At 72.4% G+C, this 19,976-nt stretch carries 18 protein-coding genes and 1 pseudogene; 8 read left to right on the forward strand and 11 right to left on the reverse strand.

From position 1 onward, the window contains the following. Positions 1-723: 723 nt before the first annotated feature. The 3 genes and pseudogenes from N912_RS67120 to N912_RS0132400 form a co-directional block, all read right to left on the reverse strand. Positions 724-1,194 (reverse strand): annotated as a pseudogene (locus N912_RS67120) (SigE family RNA polymerase sigma factor); the annotation flags it as partial. 133 nt (positions 1,195-1,327) lie between these two features. After that, positions 1,328-2,230, reverse strand: a complete 903-nt coding sequence (locus N912_RS0132395; RefSeq protein WP_037067820.1) for a coiled-coil domain-containing protein — start codon at positions 2,228-2,230, stop codon at positions 1,328-1,330. Positions 2,231-2,661: 431 nt separating this feature from the next. Further along, positions 2,662-3,171 carry an amino-acid N-acetyltransferase gene (locus N912_RS0132400; protein ID WP_028925671.1) on the reverse strand — a complete coding sequence of 170 codons (510 nt, stop codon included), beginning with the start codon at positions 3,169-3,171 and terminating at the stop codon, positions 2,662-2,664. 42 nt (positions 3,172-3,213) lie between these two features. Here N912_RS0132400 and rimO point away from each other — a divergent pair, with 42 nt between their 5' ends. The 4 genes from rimO (at position 3,214) to N912_RS56085 (ending at position 6,884) form a co-directional block, all read left to right on the forward strand. Next, entirely contained in the window at positions 3,214-4,689 is a 1,476-nt protein-coding gene (gene rimO / locus N912_RS0132405) for a 30S ribosomal protein S12 methylthiotransferase RimO (RefSeq protein WP_051581123.1), read from the forward strand. After that, positions 4,686-5,336 carry a CDP-diacylglycerol--glycerol-3-phosphate 3-phosphatidyltransferase gene (gene pgsA / locus N912_RS0132410; RefSeq protein ID WP_028925673.1) on the forward strand — a complete coding sequence of 217 codons (651 nt, stop codon included), beginning with the start codon at positions 4,686-4,688 and terminating at the stop codon, positions 5,334-5,336. The genes rimO and pgsA overlap by 4 nt, the downstream gene beginning before the upstream one ends. 146 nt (positions 5,337-5,482) lie before the next feature. Then, positions 5,483-5,842, forward strand: a complete 360-nt coding sequence (locus N912_RS56080) for a helix-turn-helix domain-containing protein (RefSeq protein WP_037067822.1) — start codon at positions 5,483-5,485, stop codon at positions 5,840-5,842. A gap of 202 nt (positions 5,843-6,044) precedes the next feature. Then, positions 6,045-6,884 carry a PspA/IM30 family protein gene (locus N912_RS56085; protein WP_037067824.1) on the forward strand — a complete coding sequence of 280 codons (840 nt, stop codon included), beginning with the start codon at positions 6,045-6,047 and terminating at the stop codon, positions 6,882-6,884. Between the two features lie 4 nt (positions 6,885-6,888). On the opposite strand, the gene N912_RS0132425 is transcribed toward N912_RS56085, so the two are convergent. Further along, the gene (locus N912_RS0132425; RefSeq protein ID WP_028925674.1) at positions 6,889-7,692 is read right to left on the reverse strand and encodes a DNA-formamidopyrimidine glycosylase family protein; all 804 of its coding nucleotides are present in this window, start codon (positions 7,690-7,692) and stop codon (positions 6,889-6,891) included. An 86-nt stretch (positions 7,693-7,778) separates the two neighbouring features. Here N912_RS0132425 and N912_RS0132430 point away from each other — a divergent pair, with 86 nt between their 5' ends. Beyond that, entirely contained in the window at positions 7,779-8,960 is a 1,182-nt protein-coding gene (locus N912_RS0132430; RefSeq protein ID WP_028925675.1) for a pyridoxal phosphate-dependent aminotransferase, read from the forward strand. 444 nt (positions 8,961-9,404) lie between these two features. Here N912_RS0132430 and N912_RS0132435 read toward each other — a convergent pair whose 3' ends face one another. The 3 genes from N912_RS0132435 to N912_RS0132445 are packed head-to-tail and all read right to left on the reverse strand — an operon-like array spanning position 9,405 to position 10,636. After that, positions 9,405-9,638 carry a DUF397 domain-containing protein gene (locus N912_RS0132435; RefSeq protein ID WP_028925676.1) on the reverse strand — a complete coding sequence of 78 codons (234 nt, stop codon included), beginning with the start codon at positions 9,636-9,638 and terminating at the stop codon, positions 9,405-9,407. Positions 9,639-9,647: 9 nt separating this feature from the next. Beyond that, complete coding sequence (locus tag N912_RS0132440) at positions 9,648-9,869, reverse strand: DUF397 domain-containing protein (protein WP_028925677.1); 222 nt, start codon at positions 9,867-9,869, stop codon at positions 9,648-9,650. Then, entirely contained in the window at positions 9,857-10,636 is a 780-nt protein-coding gene (locus tag N912_RS0132445; RefSeq protein WP_084211412.1) for a helix-turn-helix domain-containing protein, read from the reverse strand. The genes N912_RS0132440 and N912_RS0132445 overlap by 13 nt, the downstream gene beginning before the upstream one ends. 318 nt (positions 10,637-10,954) lie before the next feature. On the opposite strand from N912_RS0132445, the gene N912_RS63955 reads away from it, so the two are divergent. Then, a complete protein-coding gene (locus tag N912_RS63955; protein WP_156994195.1) occupies positions 10,955-11,233 on the forward strand; it encodes a hypothetical protein in 279 nt (92 codons plus the stop codon). Here N912_RS63955 and N912_RS0132450 read toward each other — a convergent pair. From N912_RS0132450 to N912_RS0132465, 4 genes are all read right to left on the reverse strand, one after another. Beyond that, positions 11,217-11,444 carry an AbrB/MazE/SpoVT family DNA-binding domain-containing protein gene (locus tag N912_RS0132450; RefSeq protein ID WP_028925679.1) on the reverse strand — a complete coding sequence of 76 codons (228 nt, stop codon included), beginning with the start codon at positions 11,442-11,444 and terminating at the stop codon, positions 11,217-11,219. The two genes, N912_RS63955 and N912_RS0132450, sit on opposite strands and share 17 nt — an antisense overlap. A gap of 71 nt (positions 11,445-11,515) precedes the next feature. After that, positions 11,516-16,123 carry an ATP-dependent helicase gene (locus N912_RS0132455; RefSeq protein WP_051581169.1) on the reverse strand — a complete coding sequence of 1,536 codons (4,608 nt, stop codon included), beginning with the start codon at positions 16,121-16,123 and terminating at the stop codon, positions 11,516-11,518. A gap of 32 nt (positions 16,124-16,155) precedes the next feature. After that, on the reverse strand, positions 16,156-16,434 hold the full coding sequence (locus N912_RS0132460; RefSeq protein WP_028925681.1) for an Lrp/AsnC family transcriptional regulator: 279 nt from the start codon (positions 16,432-16,434) through the stop codon (positions 16,156-16,158). 17 nt (positions 16,435-16,451) lie between these two features. Continuing rightward, entirely contained in the window at positions 16,452-18,164 is a 1,713-nt protein-coding gene (locus N912_RS0132465; RefSeq protein WP_028925682.1) for a DEDD exonuclease domain-containing protein, read from the reverse strand. A gap of 81 nt (positions 18,165-18,245) precedes the next feature. On the opposite strand from N912_RS0132465, the gene N912_RS56090 reads away from it, so the two are divergent. Together N912_RS56090 and N912_RS56095 are read left to right on the forward strand one after the other, a co-directional pair. Next, positions 18,246-19,538, forward strand: a complete 1,293-nt coding sequence (locus N912_RS56090) for an NYN domain-containing protein (RefSeq protein WP_037067827.1) — start codon at positions 18,246-18,248, stop codon at positions 19,536-19,538. Between the two features lie 83 nt (positions 19,539-19,621). Continuing rightward, positions 19,622-19,888 carry a hypothetical protein gene (locus N912_RS56095; RefSeq protein ID WP_051581124.1) on the forward strand — a complete coding sequence of 89 codons (267 nt, stop codon included), beginning with the start codon at positions 19,622-19,624 and terminating at the stop codon, positions 19,886-19,888. The last annotated feature ends 88 nt before the right edge of the window (positions 19,889-19,976 follow it).

Consider the following 19,976-nt stretch of genomic DNA (forward strand, 5'->3'; position numbering starts at 1 on the left):
GTGCGGCCACGGCCACGAGCCTGGCGGGCTGGGCGGCTCGTGCTGACCGGGATCGGGCCGGCCGGGATGGTGGTCCGACCTGTGACGGTGGGGGTGGCCATGGCCACCCCCACCGTCGTCGTCATCTCCCGAGTCCTCGTCGGACCCTCCGCCGGGATCGTCCGCCTCGGAACGCCCGACACCCGGCGGCACCAGCACCGACGGCTGCGGACCGATCAAAGGCGAGGGCGCCACCACAGACCCCACCGTCTGGTTTCCGGGAACGGCGGCCGGGGGAGTGGGCGGCGGCAGCGCGCCCGGCTCCGGCCCCGCCTGCCCGGATCCGGTGCCCGGCAGCGTCGACGACGGCCGGTTGGTGGACACCGCGGCCTGCCCGCCCCCCGCCGAGCCGATGGACAGCGCGCCCGCGATGGACGCGCCCAACCCTCCGACCAGCACCACGGCGGCCGCCGCCAGGGTGGTCGCGCGCTGGCGCCGCAGCGCCTCGGTGAAGATGACCGAGATCGGCTGGATGTCCGACGCCGGAGTCAGGCCGTACGCGAGATATGCCAGCTCGCGCCCGGCCCACTCCTCGATCCCGCCGCTGGTCCACCGCACGTTGTCCGGGATGCCGTCCATGTCGCCGCGACGGTCCGCCCCGAGCCAGCGGGCCAGCGCCAGGTGCCCGTGCGCCAACCGGGTCCGCACGGTGCCGACCGACACCTGCTCCTCGGCGGCCAGCTCGACAGGGCCGAGGCCGGCCATGTGCCGCAGCACCAGCGTGCGCCGCTGCACCTCGGGGAGCCTGCCCAGAGCGGTGAGCACCGCCAGGTTGGACGGGTTGAGCGCGGGCTGCGGCACGGGTTCGAGGTCGGGGTTGCCGACCCATTCCCGCTGCCGGCGCGGGCTGGCCGCGCGCCTGGCGGCCTGGCGCAGCCAGCTGGTCGGGTCGGGTAGGGAGCGGACGGTCTTCCAGTGCAACCAGGCGCGGGTGAAGGCGTCCAGGGCGGCGAGGTGGGCCTGCTCGCGGCTGCCCAGTACGGCGTGCTGCTGCGCGACCAGCCGGGGATAGGTCGAGCGGTAGTACCTGTCGAACTCCGCCTGCCTGCTCGATCGCGCCATTTTCCGGGATGCCGAATGTGCCGCCGGGTCGGTCGCCGCGTGGCGGTGACCCAGCGGGACGGTGAGACCGTTGCGTTCCAGTCCGTGGAGCATGCCCGGTGACTCTCCTTGCTCCGCCGTATCTCGCCTGGGTGACGAGTTCACACTTCGACCTCTTGCTCACCGGGTCGGTGAGCAAGAGGTCAGGTGCTCGGGCCGGTTGGGTTGGTGCCGGCCCGAGCGCTGCTCAGCCCGCCTCGCGCTGTTCCTGGGGGAGCGACTCTTGTTCGGTGAGGCGGTGTGAGACGGGGTTCCGAGGGTGCGGCCGGGGTTGGGGCCGCGCCTGACCGGACTGTTGCGACTGCGTGCGCATCGGACGCTCGCCGAACTCCCCGGCAAGGGAGTCGAGCAGCCTGGCGAGCTGGCCGCGCACCTCGTCGTGCAGCGAGCGCAGCCGACCGAGCTCCTGCTCGGCGGCCTCGTGGCGCTCGCGGATCGCTTTCTCGGCTTTCAACAGCTCCTGCTCGGCACGTGCCCGAGCATCCTGCCGGAGCTGTTCGGACTGGCGACTGACCTCGGAGAGCATCCGCTCGGCGTCTTCCCGGGCGGCGTCGGCCTGCTCGGCGATCTGGCGCTCGCGCTCGTCCAGCTCGACCTTGCGGTGGGTCGCCTCCTGCTCGAGCATCGCGGTGCGCGCGATCAGCGACTGCTCCACCTCGTGGCGGTGTGCCTCGGCGTCCTCGCGGGCGCGCTCGAGCAGTGCCGTTGCCTCGCGGGTCGCGCTGGAACGGACCTCGGCGGCTTCTTGTTCCGCCGTGCGGAGCAGCTTCTCCACCCGGTATCCGAAGCCCTGCGCGGCACCGCCACCGTCACGACCGTCGGCCAGCTCGGCGCTCTGTTGCTCGAGCTGCGTCTGGACGTTCCTCAGTTCTCCTTCGGCCCAGTCGGCCCGCCGGCGCTCGCGCTGATGCGCGTTCTGCGCGTCGGCGAGCGCGGCGTGCAGGGTCCGTATGTGCTCATCGACCTGCTGGCGGTCGTAACCACGACGCGCGAGGTCGAAGACATTGCCCTGGGGCGGCTCCGCCGGCGACTCAGACACGGCCAGCGGGGTACTGCTGTTGGCGGGACACAAGGACTCCCCTTTGTTCACGGTCCGTAGTAGATGTACGGCTCAGCTTCAGCCCAACGGAGAGTTCGATTCTAACCTCGTTCGAGTGAACCCCCGAGAGCGCCCGCAGACTACCGGTACGTCCACATCACGATGCAATCACGACCACCCGATGGGATGATCTCGGACACTGTGTTGACATTATCACGTTCGGTCTGAGCTGCGAGTTTGCTTCGCTGTACCGCTGGATGAAGTTACCCCTTGACAAATCAGAATCCGTATGCCGAACAGTCGTCAAGAGGCGATGTGTCCATTAAGGAATTTATCGTAAAGTATATCTCATCGCTCATCCGTGTGCGCCTGATAGAGGTAGACGGGCTTCGGTGGACACACGATGCACACGCGAAGAACGAGGCGAATGTGAAAGTCGTGGGCCAGGGCGCGGTCGTGAGGCATCGGCGCGGAGAGCGCCGTCACAGTTCGAGCAGCATCCGCACATTGCCGAGGGTGTTCGGCCGGACGTAGGCGAGGTCGAGGAACTCCGCGACGCCGGCGTCGTAGGAGCGGCGCATCTGCTCGTAGACGCCGGGGGAGACCGGGGTGCCGTCGATCTCCACGAACCCGTGCCGGCCGAAGAAGTTCTTCTCGAAGGTGAGCACGAACACCCGGCGCACGCCGAGCTCGCGCGCGGTCCGCAGCAGCGCCTCCACCAGCCGGTGCCCGATGCCCCGGCCGGCCATGCGCGGGTGCACCGCGATGGTGCGGATCTCGGCCAGGTCCTGCCAGAGCACGTGCAGGGCGCCGCAGCCGACGACTCGCCCGTCGTGCTCGACGACCCAGAACTCCTGCACGTCCTCGTAGAGCGTGATCAGGTCCTTGGCCAGCAGCACGCGCCCGGCGTACTGGTCGACCAGGGCCTTGATGCCCTCCACGTCGGCGGTGCGCGCCCGCCGCGCGACAGTGCTTGCCGGAGTGGCCGTCACGTCGCATCACCTTATGTCATCTGGCGCCGATACCCTGGGTCCGTGCTATCGGGTAGACCAGCGGACGAGACGGAACCGAGCCGGGCGGAGACGCGCCGGGCCGCGCTGGTCACCTTGGGGTGTGCGCGCAACGACCTGGACTCCGAGGAGCTGGCCGGCCGGCTGACCGCGCAGGGCTGGTCGCTGGTCGACACCGAGGGCGGTCCGGCGCCGGACGTCATCGTCGTCAACACCTGCGGTTTCGTCGCCCAGGCGAAGAAGGACTCGATCGACACCCTGCTGGCCGCCTCGGACACCGCGCGCGAGACCGGCGCCAAGGTGGTGGCCGTCGGCTGCCTGGCCGAGCGCTACGGCGCCGAGCTGGCCGACGAGCTGCCCGAGGCCGACGCCGTGCTCGGTTTCGACCAGTACCCCGAGCTGGGGGACCGGCTCGCCGAGGTGGTCGCGGGCAAGCACGTGGAGTCGCACAAGCCGGTGGACCGGCGGACCCTGCTGCCGCTCAGCCCGGTCCAGCGCCCCGCCGCCGCGGCCGAGGTGGCGGTCCCGGGCCACGGCTGGGTGCCCGACATCACCCGCCGCCGGCTGCACGACAGCCCGGTCGCCTCGCTCAAGCTCGCCTCCGGGTGCGACCGGCGCTGCGCGTTCTGCGCGATCCCGTCGTTCCGGGGCGCGTTCGTCTCCCGGCCGCAGGCGGAGATCCTCGGCGAGGCGGCGTGGCTGGCCGGTCAGGGCGTGCGCGAGCTGGTGCTGGTCAGCGAGAACTCGACGTCGTACGGCAAGGACCTCGGCGACCTGCGGGCGCTGGAGGCGCTGCTGCCCCGGCTGGCCGAGGTGGAGGGCATCGAGCGGATCCGGGTCAGCTACCTGCAGCCGGCCGAGACCCGCCCCGGGCTGATCGAGGCGATCGCGCGCACCGACGGCGTGGCGCCGTACTTCGACCTGTCCTTCCAGCACGCCAGCGAGCCGGTGCTGCGCCGGATGCGGCGGTTCGGCTCGACCGAGTCGTTCCTGGACCTGTGCGCCCGGATCCGCGCGCTGGCCCCGGACGCCGGCATCCGCAGCAACGTGATCGTCGGCTTCCCCGGCGAGACCGAGGACGACGTCGCGGAGCTGGAGCGGTTCCTCACCGAGGCGCGGCTGGACGCGGTCGGCGTGTTCGGCTACTCCGACGAGGACGGCACCGAGGCGGCCGGGTACCCGGACAAGGTGCCGGACGCCGAGATCGCCGCGCGGGTGGAGCGCATCTCGACGCTCGCGGAGGAGCTGACCAACCAACGCGCCGAGGACCGGATCGGTTCCCGGGTCCGCGTCCTGGTCGAGGAGCTGGCCGACGGCTGCGACGACAGAGCGGACGAGGGCGAGGCCGTCGGGCTGGGCCGGGCGGCGCACCAGGCCCCGGAGTCCGACGGCGAGTGCGTGCTGACCGGTGGCGGCTGGGTGCGGGGCGAGCTCGTCGACGCGGTGGTGCTGGACACCGAGGGCGTCGACCTGGTGGTGGCGCGCGCGGGGCACACATGAGCACCGAGGAGAAGCCGACCAGGCCCCCGGACGAGCCCGAGCGCAAGCCCGAGCCGTCACTGCTCAACGCCGCGAACTTCCTCACCGTGCTGCGGCTCGCGCTGGTGCCCGTCTTCCTCGGCGCGCTGTTCGTCCAGGAGGGGCAGCACACCGGCTGGCGGCTGGCGGCGACGGCGGTGTTCGTGGTGGCCTCGCTGACCGACCGGTTCGACGGCGAGATCGCCCGCCGCCGAGGCCTGGTGACCCGGTTCGGCATGATCGCCGACCCGATCGCGGACAAGGCGCTCACCGGCGGCGCGCTGGTCGGCCTGAGCGCGCTGGGCCTGCTGCCGTGGTGGGTCACGATCGTGATCGCGGCCCGCGAGGTGGGCGTGACGCTGCTGCGGTTCTGGGTGATTCGTCACGGTGTGATCGCCGCCTCCCGGGGCGGCAAGCTCAAGACGCTGGCGCAGGCGGTGGCGATCGGGCTGTACGTGCTGCCGCTGGCGCAGCTGGGAAACTCGGCGATTCTGGTCGACGCCCGCTGGTGGCTGATGATGCTGGCGGTGGCGTTGACGCTGGTCACGGGCGCGGACTACGTGCTGCGAGCGTTGCGGCTGCGAGCCCGGGGGCTGGCCGCCGCGCGGACGGTCACCGGAGCGGGCTGAGCGCGGTGCCCGCGCGTGTTCGCCGTGAGCGAACAGGCTCCCGGCGGCGCCACCGGCCAAGCACCGGCCGGAATCGGTAACGTGAGGGAACCGAACACGCTGTCACGAAAGTGCTCGCTGCCGCGGGCTGGGGAGGTATAAGGCCGATGACCCTGTTGCTACGTGAGGCCATCGGCGACAGCCTTCGCCGTGCCCGCACCAGCCGCCACCGCACCCTGCGCGAGGTTTCCCACCAGGCGCGGGTCAGCCTGGGCTACCTCTCCGAGGTGGAGCGCGGGCGCAAGGAGGCCTCCAGCGAGCTGCTGGCCGCCATCTGCGAGGCGCTCGACCTGCCGCTGTCGGAGCTGCTCGACGAGGTGGCCGAGTCGATGCGCCCGGTTCCGGCCGCGCAGCCGCTGGTCCCGATCGGCACCCGGCACGCCGACATCCGCCGCGCCGTCGTCACCCGCCAGCCGGCCGGACCCTCGCCGTCGCCCGCCACAGCGCTCGTCCGGATGGCCGCCTGAGCCCCGTTCGTGCCGCCGTCGACATCGCTGCGTGACCGGTACCGTCAGGGTAGGCCCGGGGGAAGCCGGTCAGGGGGTTCCCCGATATCGTTCAAGTTCAGTGGATGCGACGCACCGCAACTGACACCATGGATCCAGGGCCGGTGCATCGCGTGCACCGTTCCCGGCGCAGACTCGGTTCGATGACAGGCAGGCGGAGGAGATGGCCAACGGTTTCGTGAAGGCCTTTAAGTACCTAGGGGCGCTGTTCTCGTCGAAGGTCGACGAATATGCCGATCCGAAGGTCCAGATCCAGCAGGCCATCGAGGACGCTCAGCGGCAGCACCAGTCCCTCTCGCAGCAGGCCGCCGCGGTGATCGGCAACCAGCGGCAGCTGGAGATGAAGCTCAACCGGCAGCTCGGCGAGATCGAGCGGCTGCAGTCCTCGGCCCGCCAGGCCCTGGTGCTCGCCGACGACGCCCGCTCCAAGGGCGACGTGCAGAAGGCCCAGCAGTACGAGCAGGCCGCGCAGGTCACGGCCACCCAGCTGGTCAGCGCGGAGCAGTCCGTCGAGGACCTCAAGGTGCTGCACGACCAGTCGCTGGGCGCGGCCGAGCAGGCCAAGCAGGCGGTCGAGCGCAACTCGATGATGCTCCAGCAGAAGATCGCCGAGCGCACCAAGCTGCTCAGCCAGCTGGAGCAGGCGAAGATGCAGGAGCAGGCCGCCAAGTCGCTGCAGCAGATGACCGAGATCGCCGCCCCCGGTTCCACCCCGTCCCTGGACGAGGTGCGGGACAAGATCGAGAAGCGGTACTCGAACGCGCTCGGCGCCGCCGAGCTGGCGCAGAACTCGGTGCAGGGTCGGATGCTGGAGGTGCAGCAGGCCAGCATCGACATGGCCGGCGCGTCGCGTCTCGAGCAGATCCGGGCGTCCATGGGTGGCGGCGGCACCGGCCAGCAGCAGCTCGGTGCCAACGCGCCCAAGGAGGTCACCTCGGGCAACACCGGGTCGGGCCAGGAGCAGCAGACCGGCCAGCAGGCGCAGCAGCCGAACCAGGGCTGACGGGTCAGCGCGGGGTCGGACCGGGTTGGCAGTGCGGGCAGTAGTACGCGACGCGGGCGTACACGCCGTCGCCCTGCTCGCCGGTCCGGATCGTGGTGCCGCAGCGGCGGCAGGCTCGCCCGGTCCGCTGGTACACCCAGTGCTGGCGGCCCCGGGCGGTTTCACCGGTGGTGGACTGCTCGGGGTGGTCGGCGTTGCGCAGCAGCAGCTTGCGGGCCAGCACGATCGCCCGCTCCGGGTCGGGCACGTCCCGCACCGGGGTCCACGGCGAGAGCCCGAGCAGGAAACACACCTCCGTCTTGTAGAGGTTGCCGATGCCGGCCACCACGCGCTGTTCGAGCAGGGCCAGCCCGAGTTCTGCCCGCGCCCGCGCGGTGAGCCGGCGCACCGCGTCGGCCTGGTGCCGCTCGCCCCACTCCGGGCCGAGTAGGTCCGGGCCGAGGTGGCCGACCAGCTCGTGCTCGTCGTCGGTCGGCAGCAGCGCCAGGTCGTGCAGCCGGAACCCGACGGCCGCCCGCGCCTCGGTGGCCAGCACCGCCCGGGCGTCGTGGCCGGGCAGCCGCCAGCGGTCACCGGGGCGGTACAGGTGCCAGCTGCCGTCCATCCGCAGGTGGCTGTGCATGCTCAGGCCGGCGTCGAACCGGGTGAACAGGTGCTTGCCCACGCTGCGCACCTCGACCACGGTCCGCCCGGCGAGGTCGTGCTCGGCCCAGCGCGGGTGGCGCAGCTCGCCGGTCTCGAGGCGGTGGCCGGCGAGCGCGGCGTGCAGGCGCTTGGCGGTCAGGTAGACGGTGTCGCCTTCGGGCATGGAAGGTTGGTCACGCTCCTGGCACGGGGGCGGGCGGGATGCTCGTCATAGTGCACGATCGTGCCAGGGAAAGAGGGGAGTGCACATTGCTTCGTACGGTGGCCGGGTTCGACCGGCTCGGTGAGGAGAACGCCTTCACCGTCCTGGCCAGGGCGGCCGAGCTGTCCGCCCAGGGCCGCGATGTGATCAACCTGGGCATCGGGCAACCGGACTTCCGCACCCCGGAGCATGTCGTGGAGGCGGCGGTCCAGGCGCTGCGCGACGGCCATCACGGCTACACCGAGACCACCGGCATCCTGCCGCTGCGCGAGACCGTGGCCGGGTACCTGGCCGCCCGCACCGGCGTGACCATCCCGGCCGACCGCGTGATGATCGTGCCGGGCGGCAAGGTGACGATGTTCGCCGCGATCATGATGTTCGGCGAGCCGGGCGCGGAGATCCTCTACCCGGACCCGGGGTTCCCGATCTACCGCTCGATGATCGAGTTCACCGGGGCGCGGCCGGTGCCGGTGCCGATCCGGGAGAGCAACGACTTCGCGTTCTCCGCCGAGGAGCTGCTGTCGCTGATCACCCCGGCGACCCGGTTGGTGATTCTGAACTCACCGGCCAACCCGACTGCGGGGGTGACCCCTCGGCCCGAGGTGAACCGGCTGGTCGCCGGGCTGTTGGAGCATCCGAACGTGGCGGTGCTGTCGGACGAGATCTACGACCGGATCATCTACGGCGGCGCCGAGCACGTGTCGCTGCTCGGGTACCCGGAGATCCGCAACCGGCTGATCCTGCTCAACGGCTGGTCCAAGACGTACGCGATGACGGGGTGGCGGCTGGGCTGGTCGGTGTGGCCGACCACGCTGGTGGAACGGTTCCGGAAGTTCGCGGTGAACGGGTGGAGCTGCGTGAACGCCGCCGCCCAGTACGCGGGGATCGCCGCGCTGGAGGGGCCGCAGGATGCTGTGGACACCATGGTGTCGGAGTTCGACAGCCGCCGGCAGGTGACCGTGGACCTGCTCAACCGGCTGCCCGGGGTGTCCTGTGTGGCGCCTCGGGGTGCGTTCTACGCCTTCCCGAACATTGCCGAGACGGGCTGGGCGGCGAAGTCGCTGGCGTCGGCGTTGTTGGAGCGGGCCGGCGTGGCGCTGATCGGCGGCCCGGATTTTGGCACCCTGGGCGAGGGGTACCTGCGGGTGTCCTACGCGAACTCCGAGGACAACATCCGCAAGGCGCTGGCCAGGGTCGGGGACTTCCTGGCCGAGGCGCGGCCGCGGTAGGAGCGCTCGTCCGCACCCCTTGCCGGGCCGACCTCGCAGGCGGGGCGTGCACCTCGCAGGTGGCGCGGCGTCTGCGAGGTGGTGGTGTGATGTGCGAGGACGGCATCGTCAAGGTCATCAGGTCGTCAGGGCTGTAGCAACCGTGAGTATCTGATGATCGGGCCGGCGGCGGCCCGGTCAACTTGATCGGGTCGGCAGGCCGGCCAACCTGATCGGGTCGGCGGCCCGGCCAAATCCTTGATAGATCGTTCTAGCTCTTGATAGATCGTTCTATTGGCGACGGCGGGCGGCGGGCGGCGGCCACTACGAACGGCCAGACGAGAGCTGGCACGCGGGCCGCCTGCGCGGTGGGATCGGCCGGGCGCGGACGACGGTCGGTTCGGTCCGGGTGTGGACGCGGGCGCGGCTATGCGGTGGTCGTCTCGCCCGGGGGCGGCATCGGCGTCATTGGTCGGGGTCGTCCTGGAAGGCTTCGACGTCGAACTCGCCGTCCTTGGCGCCGAGCACGAACGCGTTCCATTCGGCCTCGGTGAAGATCAGGATGTCGCCGTCGGGGTCCTCGCCGTTGCGCATGCCGATGAGATCGTCGACGAACGCGATCTCGATGGTGGAGCCTTCGGCACGTTGCCAGGTGGCCCGGGACTCGTCGAAGTGACCTTTGAGCGGGTGGTCGGCCATCGGGTCGCCTCAGCTCCCGGGGCGGTCGAACGCGCCGCGCTTCACGGCCGCGACGAACCCGCACCAGGACGCGTTCGAGAACACGAACGCCGGACCGTCGGGGTCCGTGGAATCGCGCACGGCCCGACGGTCACCCAGCCCGGCGGCCTCGACGCAGCCACCGCCGCCGGTCCCACTGCCGCTGCCGCTGTGGCTCGACTTGAACCAGCGGAGCCCGGTCAGCTCCTCCATAGCTCGTTCCTTACTGTCTGTATTCGCTCCAGCGAGCGGGCTGGCGCGTCCGCTTCACCCAAGAGACGATCGTAGACGACCTCCAACTGGTGCAGATCCCACTCGTCCGTGAGGACTCTCGTTCGGATGGTCGATTCCTCATAGGCCACCGTTCGTCCGTTGACGCTGGCCAAGGCGAACGCGCCGCCGACGCCGGGCAGAGCGCCCGTCGGGACTACCTGCACGTGCGCCAGCCCATCGGCCACGACTTGTTCGAGATACTCCAACTGGCCATCCATCGTGCTCGGGTCGCCGACTGGGTGCCGTAGTACGTACTCGTCGATCACGAAGCGAACTACTGGGGGTAGTTCCTTGGTGAGGATCCCCTGCCGGGTGCGTCGGGAGTCAACGGCCTCCGGGCCGTCCACGCGCAGGATCTCCGCCATGTAGCTGGGCGTCTGGAGCAGCCCGGGTACCAACCTCGACTCCCAGCCACGAATCATGGTCGCTTCATGCTCCAGCTTGGACCACTCCTCGAAGCCCGGCATGAAGCCGCTGTGTCCGAGGAACATCGTGAAGAGGATCGTCAGGGTGCCCTCGGCGCCTGTGGCTCTGTCGCAGAGTCGGGCGAGTTCTTCGCTCGGCTTGCGCCGTCCGGTCTCCACCGAAGCGATTTGCGCCGAGCTGTAATTGATTCGCTGCGCGAGCTTCTCCTGGCTGAGACCGATGCGTTCGCGGTAGTGCTTGAGCAGGGCGCCCCACACCGTGGGAGGACTGGACGGCGGCATTGAGTGAACTCCTCTTGTACTTATGCCCGTACAGGTCGGTCCAGGCCGTCGGCCTGGCCGCTGTACGCGGACAGTGACGAATCCCTTCCCGCCGACGTTCCGGCGGACCAGGATCTTTTCCGGGACAGCGATCCGCCACTTCGCGGTCCCTGATGTGGCCCTTCCCCCTGCGAAAGAACCGGGCGCTTACGGCTGGACCCCTCGGCGCCTGGTCCTTCGACGGGTCGCATCGATTCGGCGGCTCAGCCCCCGGGCTTTCTCCCCGCTCCCCCGGGGGCTGAGCCGTCCGCACCAACTCTTCACACCGGGAGAATAGCGATGTCGGCCGCCCGACCACGCGACTACGGTCAACTCAGCTGGCACGATCTCGCCGCCTACTACCTCGCCCGCTGGCGCGGCAGCCGTACCGTCTCGCGCGCACGCCGCAACGCGCTCGACAATCGTTTCCGAAGATCCGACAAGCTCCGGTCGCTGGCCGGATTGCCCGTTCACCGCCCGGCCAGCGACCGGTTCCACCCGCCCGCGAAACGAAAGAGCGGTAATCACTCCGGTGAAATCGCGTCTGGCGACAATGAATCCGCTACTCGCCTCGCGTGAGCGCCATGATCTCGTCAGTGGTCAGGGGGACCTCGCCCTTGCCGGTCAGCGCCTCGACGATCCGTTCGCCTCGGGTGCGGGAGCCCAAGGGCACGATCGTTGCCATGCCGTCATCTCCGACGATGACGTCCACTTCATCGCCCGGCTCCAGGCCGAGCTGTTGACGTACCCGCAGCGGGATGGTGATCTGGCCTTTGCGGGTGATCCGCATGTGATTCTCCTTCCCGCGGTGTGCTGAAATCCGCGACTCACCCTGACAAAATCCCCGACTCGCGGGTGGTTTTAGGCGCGCAGGCGGAGGCCTTTGGGGGTGGCGCGGAAGCCGGCTTCGGTGAGGACTTCGGTGAGGTGGCTGGCCAGGGAGCCGATGCCGTCGGCGCGTTCGACGGCCAGGGTGCCCAGCCAGCCTTCGCGGACGGCGGTGGCCAGGGCTTGGGCGGCGGGGCGGAGGGCGGCGTCGTCCTCGGTGAAGCTGAGGAGCGAGCGGCCGCCGCGTTCTACGTAGAGGGCGGGTGAGCCGTCTACGAGGACGGCCAGTGCGCCTGCTTTGCGGGCGGGGCGGTGTTTGGAGTCGCCGACGGTGGCCGGCCAGGGGAGGGCGGCGCCCCACGGTTGGGCGGGGTCGGCGGCGGCTAGTACGACGGAGGTTGGCGGGCCGGTGGGGTGGTCGTCGCGGGCTAGGGCTCGGAGGCGGTCGATCGCGCCGGGGACGGCGAACTGGGCGGCGCCGAGGCCTTCGACGACGTAGCCGCGGCGGCAGCGGCCGGACTCCTCCATGGCGCGCAGCACGCGGTAGGTCGCGGCGAAGCCGCCGTCGACGCGCTCGGTGGCCAGGGCGCCCCTGGTCAGGACGCCGTGGCGTTCCAGGAAGGCCTCGGCGCGGGCGTGCGCGCGGCGGGTGGTGTCGGGTTCCCGGGGGGCGGCCAGGGACCAGCGGCCGGCGACGGTGGGCGGGCCGGTGCGGGAGGGCATGGCGGGGCGGCCGGCGCGCAGGCGGGCGTATCGGCCTCGGGGTGCCGAGCGGCGGGGTTTGTGCGCGGCGCCCTTGCCGGTGGTGAGGGCGCGGACGGGGCCGAGCGTGTCGTTGGTCAGCAGGCCCGCCCAGGTCAGGTCCCAGAGGGCGGCGATGAGCGCGGAGTCGTCGGGGTTGGGCTGGCCGGCCTCGGTCACGGCGGCACCGAGCTGGCGGAAGAACAGGGCGCCGCCGCCGTCGAGGGTGGCCAGGATGGCGGCGTGCAGGGGGGTGGCGGGCGGTTCGGGGTCGGCGTCGGGGAGGAGCAGGTCGGCGACGTCGGCGGGCGCGAGCGCGAGCCATCCGTCCGAACCGGGCAGCGTGCCGCAGCCGGTCCAGGTGACCTCGCCGGCGGCGGTCAGCTCGTCGAGCAGCGCGGGGTTGTAGCCGGGCAGCCGGGCGGGCAGCACCAGCGACTCCAGCGCGCTGGCCGGGATCGGCGCGCCGGCCAGCTGTTCGACCACGGACAGCACGTCGTCGGGGCCGGGCGCGCGCCGGATGCGGGCACCGATACCGTGCCAGGCCGGCAGGAACCGCCCGAGCGCGGCCGGCTCCACCGGCTCCACCTCGGCGCGCAGCCGGGCCAGCGACGCCCGCCGCAGCCGCCGCAGCACCTCCCCGTCGCAGTACTCGACGCCCCCGGTGTGCTGCTCGCGCACCGGGCGCAGCTCGCCCTTGACCAGCCGTCCGGAGCCCACCAGCCGGTCCAGCACGCCGCGCACCACCGCCACGCCGAGCCCGAACCTGGCCGCCGTGTCGGCCGCGTCGAACGGGCCGTGGGTGCGGGCGTAGCGGACCAGCAGCTCGCCCAGCGGGTCGGCCACCGGCTCGGTGAACACTTCGGGCACCCCGACCGGCAGCGCGGCCCCGAGCGCGTCGCGCACCTTGCCGGCGTCCTCGATGGCCAGCCAGCGCTGTTCGCCCGCGATCCGCACCCGGATCAGCCGCCGGGCCGCCTCCAGCTCGGCCAGCCATTCCTCCTGGACGCCGCGCTGGGCGGCCTCGTCCGTTGTCAGGTCGCCGAGGAAGCGGAGCAGGTCGGCGGCCTGTTCGGCGGTGCGGGCGTGCCGTCCGGGGGCCAGGCGCTGCAGCTCAGACTCCACCTCGGCGAGGACCTCGGGGTCGAGCAGCTCGCGCATCGCCTCGGAGCCGAGCAGCTCGGCGAGCAGCGTGGAGTCCAGCGAGAGCGCGGCGGCGCGGCGTTCGGCCAGCGGGGCGTCCAGCTCGTAGAGGAACATGCCGACGTAGCCGAACAGCAGGCTGCGCGCGAACGGCGACGGGGACGGGGTGGTGACCTCGACGACCTTGACGCGGCGGCCGGCCACGTCGGACATCAGCTCGCGCAGGCCGGGCAGGTCGTAGACGTCCTGCACGCACTCCCGCATGGCCTCCAGGGAGACCGGGAACTGTTCGTAGCGGCTGGCCACGGTGAGCAGCTGGGCGGATCGTTGCCGCTGCTGCCACAGGGGGGTGCGCCGGCGCGGGTCACGGCGGGGCAGCAGCAGCGAGCGGGCGGCGCACTCCCGGAACCGGGCGGCGAACAGCGCGGAGTTGCCGAGCTCGTCGACGACTATGCGCTCCACCTCGTCGGGGTCGAGCAGCACGTCCTCGGCGGTGGGCTGTACCTCGGCGCCGGCCTCGTCCAGGGCGTCGGGCAGCCGCAGCACGATCCCGTCGTCGGCGCTGGCCGCGCTGACCTCCACGCCGCGCCGCTCGCGCAGCCGGGCCGCGATGGCCAGCGCCCACGGGCCGTTGACCTGGGCGCCGAACGGCGAGTGCACCACCAGCCGCCAGTCGCCCAGCTCGTCGCGGAACCGCTCCACCACGACCGTCCGGTCGCTGGGCACGTGCCGGGTCGCGTCGCGCTGTTCGTCCAGGTAGCCGAGCAGGTTGTCGGCCGCCCACTCGTCCAGGCCGGCGGCGGTGATCCGTTGGCGGGCGGCGTCGGCGTCCAGCGCGGACAGCTCGCGCACGAACGCCCCGATGGCCCGCCCCAGCTCCAGCGGCCGGCCCACCGCGTCGCCCTTCCAGAACGGCATCCGGGCGGGCTGGCCGGGCGCGGGGGTGACGATGACCCGGTCGTGCGTGATGTCCTCCACCCGCCACGACGACGTGCCGAGCAGGAAGGTGTCGCCCACCCGGGACTCGTAGACCATCTCCTCGTCCAGCTCGCCGACCCGGGAGCCTCGGCCGTCGGCGCCGCCCGGGGTCATGACGGTGAACAGGCCCCGGTCCGGGATGGTGCCGCCCGAGGTGACCGCCAGCCGCTGCGCACCGGGCCGGCCGCGCAGCTCGTCGGTCACCCGGTCCCAGGTGATGCGGGCGCGCAGCTCGCCGAAGTCCTCGCTGGGGTAGCGGCCGGCCAGCATGTCGAGGGTGGCGTTCAGCGCGGAGTCGGGCAGGGCGGTGAACGGGGCGGCCCTGCGTACCAGGTCGGCGACCTGTTGGACGGTCCACGGCTCCATGGCCACCATGGCGACGACGTGCTGGGCCAGCACGTCCAGCGGGTTGCGGGGGTAGCGCAGCTTCTCGATGGCGCCCTCGGCCATCCGCTCGGCCACCACCGCGCAGGACACCAGGTCGCCCCGGTACTTGGGGAACACCACGCCCCGGGAGATCGCCCCGACCTGGTGGCCGGCCCGGCCCACCCGCTGCAGGCCGGACGCCACGCTGGGCGGCGCCTCCACCTGGACCACCAGGTCGACCGCGCCCATGTCGATGCCCAGCTCCAGGCTGGAGGTGGCCACCACGCAGGGCAGCTTGCCGGCCTTCAGCTCCTCTTCCACCGTCGTGCGCTGCTCGCGGGACATCGAGCCGTGGTGCGCCTTGGCCACCACGGCCGGGACGCCGGTGGTCAGCCCGGACTCGGCGATCAGCTCGGCGGGGTACTGGTCGCCGGGTTCGAGATCGGTCTTCTCCGCGACCAGCTCGTTGAGCCGGGCGGTCAGGCGCTCGGCCAGCCTTCTGGAGTTGGCGAACACGATCGTCGAGCGGTGTGCGGTGATCAGCTCCAGCACCCGGCGTTCCACCGCCGGCCAGATCGAGGGGCGCTGGGCGTGGCCGGCCGCCGAGCCGATGACCTCCTCGTCGGAGCTGCCGGGATCGGGCGTGACGTCCAAAGCGCCCAGGTCGGGGACCGGGACCTCGACCTTCACCTCGATCGTCTTGGGGATCTTGGGGCGGATCACCTCGACCGGGCGGTTGCCGGCGAGGAACGCGCTGACCTCGTCGACCGGGCGGACCGTCGCGGACAGGCCGATGCGCTGGGCGGGGCCGTCGGCGAGGATGTCGTCCAGGCGTTCCAGGGACAGGGCCAGGTGGGCGCCGCGCTTGGTGCCGGCCACGGCGTGCACCTCGTCCACGATGACCGTCCGGACGCCGCGCAGCGAGTCCCGCGCGGACGAGGTGAGCAGCAGGAACAGCGACTCCGGGGTGGTGACCAGGACGTCGGGCGGGGTGCGGCCGAAGCGGCGGCGGTCCTCGGCGGGAGTGTCGCCGGTGCGCATGCCGATGGTGATGTCCGGTTCTGGCCGGCCGAGGCGGTGCGCGGCCTGGCGGATGCCGGCCAGCGGGGAGCGGAGGTTGCGCTCCACGTCGACGGCGAGGGCCTTGAGCGGGGACACGTAGAGCACCCGGCAGCGGCGCTTCGGGTCCTCGGGGGGCGGCTCGGTGGCCAGCCGGTCCAGCGCCCAGAGGAACGCCGCGAGCGTCTTGCCGGAGCCGGTGGGCGCCACGACCAGCGCGTGCTTACCCGCGCGCGCGGCGGCCCACGCCCCGGCCTGTGCGGCGGTGGGCGCGGCGAAGGCGCCGGTGAACCAGCTCCTCGTGGCGGGGGAGAAGCCGGTGAGCGCGCTGTTCTCGTCCACGCCTTCCATCATGGCGCGGCCCACCGACAGTTCTGGTGGCCTGGCTAGCCTTGGCCGACGGCGAAGCCCTCCTCGACGTCCCGGCTGCGGTACGAGCGGAACGCGATGTGGGTGTCGGTCTCCAGGACGCCGGGCACCTTGCTCAGGCCGCCCGCGATGACGTCGGCGAGCTGCTCGTGCTCGCGGACCTTGACCACGGCGATCAGGTCCACGTCGCCGGCGCAGGAGTACACGGCGTCCACCCCGTCCAGGTCGGCGATCGCCTGCGCGGCCTCGGGAATGTGGTCCGCGACGGTGTGGACCATGACGAACGCGGTGATCACGGTAGCTCCTTCGCTGACTAGTGGGCCCCGATCTTAGACGCGGGCGCCGCGCGGGCCTTGGCCAGCCAGCCGCCCCAGCGGCCGGCGCCGAACGCGGGCTCCGCCCAGCCGCCGCTGGCGCGCACCAGCCGGGTGCCCGGGCGCTCCAGCCAGCGCAGCAGCACGCCGATCTCCTCGGCCGGCGCGCCGCGCAGCGGACCCGGGCCGGGGCGGACGGTCTCCGCGCCCGCCCGCAGCGCCTCCACCACCGGCATCGGCGCCACCCCGCGCCTGGCCACCCCGGCCGAGGCCAGCCGTCCGTGCCGCACCACCGCGAACTCCCAGCCGCCCGAGCCGTCCGGGCGGGCCGCCACCAGCTCGGGCAGCGCGGCCAGCGCCGCCAGCCGCTGGCCCGTCCGCAGCGCGGCGATCAGCCCGGCCAGCCGGTCGCGGCGGGTGGCCGCCGACTCGTAGCGCCCGGCCGCGCCCAGCCGGTCCACCTCGGCGGCCAGCGACCGCAGCGGCTGGTCGGCGTGCCCGGCGAGCAGGTCGAGCACGGCGTGGACCGAGGGCGCGTACTCCGCCACGCTCTGCCGGCCGGCGCACGGGGCGCCGCAGCGGCCCAGCTCGGCGAGCACGCACGGGGTGGCCTTCGGGTCGCGCGCCGGGATCCGCTGCGTGCAGCGCCGTACCGGCACCGCGTCCTGCACCGACTCCATCGCGGACACCGCGTCCTGCCGGGACCGGAACGGGCCGAACGCGCCGTCCCGCGCGGTCCGGACCACCGACAGCCGGGGGAACGGCTCGTCGGTCAGGGTCAGCCACCAGGCCAGGTACGGGGTGCGCGAGCGGCGGTTGAACCGGGGGCGGTGCGCGCCGAGCAGCCGCAGCTCGCGGACCTGCGCTTCCAGGGCGTGCGCGCACTCCACCACGTCGACCCGCTGGGCCAGGGCGACCATGTCCCGCACCCGGCGCCTGCGCTCGGCGGCCGTGAAGTAGGAACGGACACGTTTGCGCAGGTCGCCGCTGGTTCCGACGTAGAGCACCTCGTCGCGGGCGCCTCGGAACAGGTAGACGCCCGGAGTGTTCGGCAGCCGCTCGGCCAGGCCGCGCTTGCGCCGCTGCGCGTCGGTGGGGCGGGTGCCGGCGGCGCTGGCGGCCAGCGCGAGCAGCTCCTCCAGGCTCTGCACGCCCAGGTTCCCGACCCGTTCCAGGAGCCTGTGCAGCACCTCCACGGTGGCGCGCGCGTCGTCCAGTGCGCGGTGCGTGGGACGTACCGAGGTGCCGAACAGCTCGGCCAGCGCGCCCAGCCGCACCGACGGCGCCTCGTCTCGGCTCAGGACCGCTCTTGCTAGCCGCGCGGTGCACAGCACGGCCGGGCGCGGCCAGGCCAGGCCCTGGTCGCGGCAGGCGGCGCGCAGGAACCCGGTGTCGAACGGCGCGTTGTGCGCGACCAGCACGGCGCCGGCGCAGAACTCCAGCACGCTGGGCAGCACGGTGGCGATCCGGGGCGCGCTGGTGACCATGGCCTGGGTGATGCCGGTCAGCGCCACCACGGCCGGCGCGATCGGTCCGCCCGGATCGACCAGCGTGGCCAGCTCGCCCAGCCGTTCGCCGCCGCGCACCTTCACCGCGCCGACCTCGGTGATCGCGTCGGCGCCCGCGCTGCCACCGGTGGTCTCCAGGTCGAGCACCACGAAGGTCACCTCGCGCAGCGGCGTTCCGAGCTCGTCGAATGACAACTGTGGCATTTTGGGGACGGTAGGGCCCGGGACCGACGATTTCGGATGACAGGGCCGGCCCGCCGGCGACTTGACTACTAGCCTGTATTAATGGGTGACCAGGGCTGGGCCGCGCTACCGGAGCCGGTGCGCGTACGGCTCGCCGAGATCGCGTCGGTCGCGGTCGGCGAGCTGCCGCCCTCGGACGTGCCCTCCGCGCTGCGCCGGCTGGCGCGGTTCACCCCCGGCAAGCGGGCACGGTTGGGCGCTCGGGCGCTGCTCGGCGAGCTGCGCGAGTCGTCGGCGTTCCGGTCCGCGGTGGTCGCCTGGTGGACCGAGCACCGCGCCGGCGACGAACCCGGGACGGACCGGGTCACGGCGGCCGCCGTCGCGGTGCTGACCGGCGCCGAGGACGCCACCGAGCTGGTCGCCTCGGTGGCCGAACGGGTGGACGTGGGGGCGCTGCGCGCCGAACGGGACGCCGCGCTGGCCAGGGTCGACAAGCTCACCGCCGAGCTGGAGCGGCTGCGAGCCGAGCTGGCCGAGGCGCGTTCCGGCGCCCGCCAGGTGGTGCCGGAGATGGAGCGGGAGCTGGAGAAGCTGCGGCGCCGGATCCGCGAGCAGGGCATGCGGGTGCGCGCCGCGGAGGACCGCACCCGGGCCGCCGAGAGCGAGCTGGCCGAGCTGCGCCGGACCAGCGCCGAGGAGCTGGCGGTGGCGGTGTCGGAGCGGGACAGGGCGCGGGAGCGGGCCAACGCCGAGCGGGCGCGCGCGGCGCGGGCCGGTGAGCAGGCCAGCGGCGCGCGGGCGGCCGCCAGGGAGGCGCGCAAGGCCGACGAGGCACGGCTGGAGCTGCTGCTGGACACGCTCGCCGGGGCGGTGGCCGGCATCCGGGGGGAGCTGGCGCTGGGTGGCGGCGGCCGTGGCGGTCCGCGCCCGGCCGACCTGGTGCGCGGCGCCCGGCCGCTGCGGCCCGAGGCGGCCAGGGTGAGCGACCCGTCCGGGCTGGACCGGCTGCTCGCGCTGCCGTCCGTACACCTGATCGTGGACGGCTACAACGTGAGCAAGACCGGCTACCCCGAGCTGACCCTGTTCGACCAGCGGACCCGGCTGGTCGGCGCGCTGGGAGCGCTGGCCGCGCGGACCGGCGCCGAGATCACCGTGGTGTTCGACGGGGCGGCGGTGGCGGGCGGGCCGAGCCGGCAGCCCCGTGGCGTGCGGGTGCTGTTCAGCGACCCCGGGGTGACGGCCGACGACGTGATCCGGGAGCTGGTCGGGTCCGAGCCGTTCGGGCGGCCGGTCCTGGTGGTCAGCTCGGACCGGGCGGTGGCGGAGTCGGTGCACCGGGGCGGGGCGCACCCGCTGGCGTCCTCGGTGCTGTTGGACCTGTTGTCCCGGGGCTGAGCCCGTTCCCGCCCGAAGATTGTCGGGGGGTCGCCCTACCGTCCGTCGTGTCGCTACCGAACCGACAGACGGGAGACCACGAAATGATCATCGACTGCGACGGATGCGCGGTGCGAGGGGACGCCTGCGAGGACTGCGTGGTGGGGGTGTTCCTCGGCATGCCGGGTGCCGCCGACGAACCGAACCTGCCGTCCGGCGCTCGAACACTGCAGCTCGACGCACCGGAGTGCCGCGCGCTCAGCGTGCTCGCGGACCAGGGGTTGGTTCCGAGGTTGCGACTGGTGGCCACCGACCTGCGGCGAGCATCACCCACGTCGCCTACGAACGACGATTTGAGCAACGCAGGGTAACCAGATGCTGTTACAAAACGACGATCGGACACCTCCAGTGACGATTGAGTTTTCGTTGTGACCGCGCCACGCCGGAGGGGGGTGCTTC

The organism is Actinospineispora acaciae DSM 45401 (assembly GCF_000620785.1).
Lineage (GTDB): Bacteria > Actinomycetota > Actinomycetes > Mycobacteriales > Pseudonocardiaceae > Pseudonocardia > Pseudonocardia acaciae.